We start from the raw sequence: 3,017 nt of genomic DNA, 5'->3' as shown, positions 1-3,017 counted from the left end.
GAAACAGGCACAGGCCGGGGGCGTTCCGTTTGGAGAAATTTCCCATGGCCGCCTTGACAGACAAAGGTACACCCGCTAAGATAAAATTCTCAGGAGGGGCTTTTTCAAAGCGGCGGCCCGCAGGCAGAAAAGCGCCCGGTCCCGTCATTTTGGCATCTCCCAAAACGGAAAACCAGGCCCGGAGAACACGGCCGAAAGGCGCGGCTGCGCCGGAAAAGATTCCGCTCCGGGCAGAAAAAAAGGAGGAAATGCAATGGAACGCAGATCGTTTGGCTTTACCCGTGACAAACAGCCGGTGGATATCCTTACACTGGACAATGGGCAGCTGCGGTGCTCCGTGCTGACCTATGGGGCCACGCTGGCGGCCTTGTCAGTTCCGACGGCAGACGGCCGCCGGGTCGATGTGGCGCTGGGCTTTGACAGCATGGAGGCCTATCAGGAGCAGGACAAATTCATGGGCGCCATTGTGGGCCGCTACGCAAACCGTATTGCAGGCGGCCGGTTTTCTCTGGAGGGGAAGACGTATACGCTGGAGCTCAACGACGGGGAAAACCATCTTCACGGCGGTCCTACCGGCTTTGCCAACCGGGGCTGGACGGCGGAGGAGTGCCCGGGTGGGGTATGCCTGCGCTATAACAGCAAGGACGGTGAAGAGGGGTATCCGGGCGCACTGTCTGCCAGCATTACCTACCGCCTGGAGGGCAGCAGCCTGATTCTCCATTATCAGGCCGCTGCGGACCGAACCACGGTCTGCAACCTGACCAGTCATGCCTACTGGAATCTGAACGGACAGGGCAGCGGCAGCGCCATGGGACACACCTTAACACTGTTCGCAGATCGCTACACGCCGGTGGTGCCCGGCAGTATCCCCACCGGCGCGCTGGACGCGGTGGAGGGCACGCCCATGGACTTCCGGACGCCCAGAGTCATCGGAGAACGGGTGGACGAGCCTTTCCGGCAGCTGGAGCTGTGCGGCGGTTATGACCACAACTGGGTGGTCAACGGCCAGCCGGGGACCCTGCGGCCGGCCGCCCGACTGGAGGGAGAGAAGTCCGGCGTGGTTCTGGAAGTGGAGACCACGCTGCCCGGTGTCCAGTTTTACAGCAGCAACTACCTGGATGGCTGTCCTGCTGGCAAGGGCGGCGCCCGGTACGCCCGACGGGACGCGGTCTGCCTGGAGACGCAGTTCTATCCGGATTCTCCCAACCATCCGGACTTTCCGTCCTGTGTCCTGCGCCCCGGCGAGACCTGGGACCACACCACTGTGTTTCGTTTCTCCACAAAATAAGAAACGCCCCGTGGATTTAGGCGGGTGCTCGTAAGAAAATAATTCGTTCAAAACTACACTTATGGCATCTGCCAGGCAGATGCGTCTGAAAATATGCACCATATTCGGTGTTTGGGCCGGGTGTGGTGCATTTTTAATTGGGTGCAATACATGAACTCCATCTGCAACCCGGCAGAGGAAATCCTCAAGGCTGAACTGATTTATGTTTAAGAGAGACCGCCTGAGCAGAAAAACTGTTTGGGCGGTTCGGTGTTCAGTGGTGGATTTATTCACACTCTTGTGGTAAAATTTATTATAATAGAGCAGATGACAAATTGGAATTGATGAGGTATCTGGATGGAGCAAAATATATTCTTTTTTATCATATTTTGTATTTGGGGCGTTATATATGTGTGCTTGGCTATTATATATGGTTTTCAAAAAAGGCAATTGGCTTCTGGGGAAATAAGAAAATGTTTGAGGTAACGGATATAAGAAAATACAATCATGCGATGTCAAAGTTTTATGTTGTGCATGGCATGGTATTTATTTTTCTTGGACTTCCTTTGCTTACAGGAGCTCACAAATGGATAATTCTCTCGGTTACAGGAGCTGTAGTGGAAACCATTGTTTTGATGGCAGTTTATTCGTTGGTAATTAAGAAAAAATATAAAAAGTGATTTTGACAATTCCAGTTTGACGAGCAACCAAAATCTCTTAGAACTCTAAGGGCGCACTTCTATACTCTCCTGCCGGAAGTATTCGTGCGTCCTGGGTCGCTTCATTCTCTGTCAGCAGGAAAATCAGCAGACCGAGAATGTTCTGTCACTTCGTTCCGACAAGGTAGCTACACCCCCTTGCGCTGCTTATGAGGTTATCCCCTGTGGACTTACTGCCAGCAAGTTTTGAAAAACTGAATACCGAAAAACTGACCGTTGACTTGTCGCACCATGCGAAAAGTTGACGGCCTTTTTTATCCCCATTTTCAGAAAAGGAGGTCATTTTTATGCCAGACAAGAAAGCGCTCAATCAACTCTGTTCAGAATAGAAACTGGATGAAACAGGAAACGGCATGACCAAAGCCATGCCGCTCCTGCAAAAAGCAATATTACTTTCTTATGACCCTCGGACTTGATCCACGGGGGTGTTTTGCAAAAGTACCCCGGCAGAACTCTGCCGGGGTACGGGCATTATTTCTGGGATTGTTCTGCCTGTTCGATGAACTGGCAGATCTTTCCGAAGGTCTCGTCGCTCAGGTCATGCTCGACCTTGCAGGCGTCCTCCGCGGCCACTTCGGGAGAGACCCCCAGCAGCGTGAACAGCCGGGTGAGACTTTTGTGACGGTTGTAGATCCGGCTGGCAATGGCCATGCCGCTTTCATTGAGCGTGATCAATCCTTCGGTATCCATGGAGATATAGCCGTTTTCCCGCAGCTTCTTCATGGCGATGCTGACGCTGGGCTTGGAGTAGCCCAGCTCGTTGACGATATCAATGGAGCGCACATGCCCGCGCCGCTCCTGCAAAACCAGAATGGACTCCAAATAGTCCTCAGCGGATTCGTGGATGACCATGGACGCAACCTCCTGAGAGCAAAAGGATACTGGTACGCCGGACGAACGGCCGCATCCCCGCTGGCAGAAAATCGGGAAGGATGAAACGGCGTTCCCCGTAAACCGGAATGTAAAAAGAAAGCCATAGAAGCAATTGCTTCCATGGCCATCTCATGGTGGAGATAAGCGGGATCGAACCG

Annotated in this window: 3 protein-coding genes; 2 read left to right on the top strand and 1 reads right to left on the bottom strand. The window is 53.1% G+C overall.

Annotation, left to right across the window (positions count from 1 at the left end; genetic code table 11):
• The first annotated feature begins 253 nt into the window (after window positions 1-253).
• The gene (locus QZL67_RS00340) at window positions 254-1,288 is read left to right on the top strand and encodes an aldose epimerase family protein (protein ID WP_022288802.1); all 1,035 of its coding nucleotides are present in this window, start codon (window positions 254-256) and stop codon (window positions 1,286-1,288) included.
• A gap of 314 nt (window positions 1,289-1,602) precedes the next feature.
• Window positions 1,603-1,947 carry a hypothetical protein gene (locus QZL67_RS00335; RefSeq protein WP_292919569.1) on the top strand — a complete coding sequence of 115 codons (345 nt, stop codon included), beginning with the start codon at window positions 1,603-1,605 and terminating at the stop codon, window positions 1,945-1,947.
• Window positions 1,948-2,457: 510 nt separating this feature from the next.
• Here the strand turns inward: QZL67_RS00335 and QZL67_RS00330 are convergent.
• The gene (locus QZL67_RS00330; protein ID WP_022288801.1) at window positions 2,458-2,838 is read right to left on the bottom strand and encodes a metal-dependent transcriptional regulator; all 381 of its coding nucleotides are present in this window, start codon (window positions 2,836-2,838) and stop codon (window positions 2,458-2,460) included.
• Between the last annotated feature and the right edge of the window lie 179 nt (window positions 2,839-3,017).

The sequence above is a fragment of the Oscillibacter sp. CAG:155 genome (assembly GCA_000436875.1).
Taxonomy (GTDB): Bacteria; Bacillota; Clostridia; order Oscillospirales; family Oscillospiraceae; genus Oscillibacter.
Note: the sequence above shows the minus strand (reverse complement) of the source record. Positions and strands in the feature narration are given on the sequence as shown.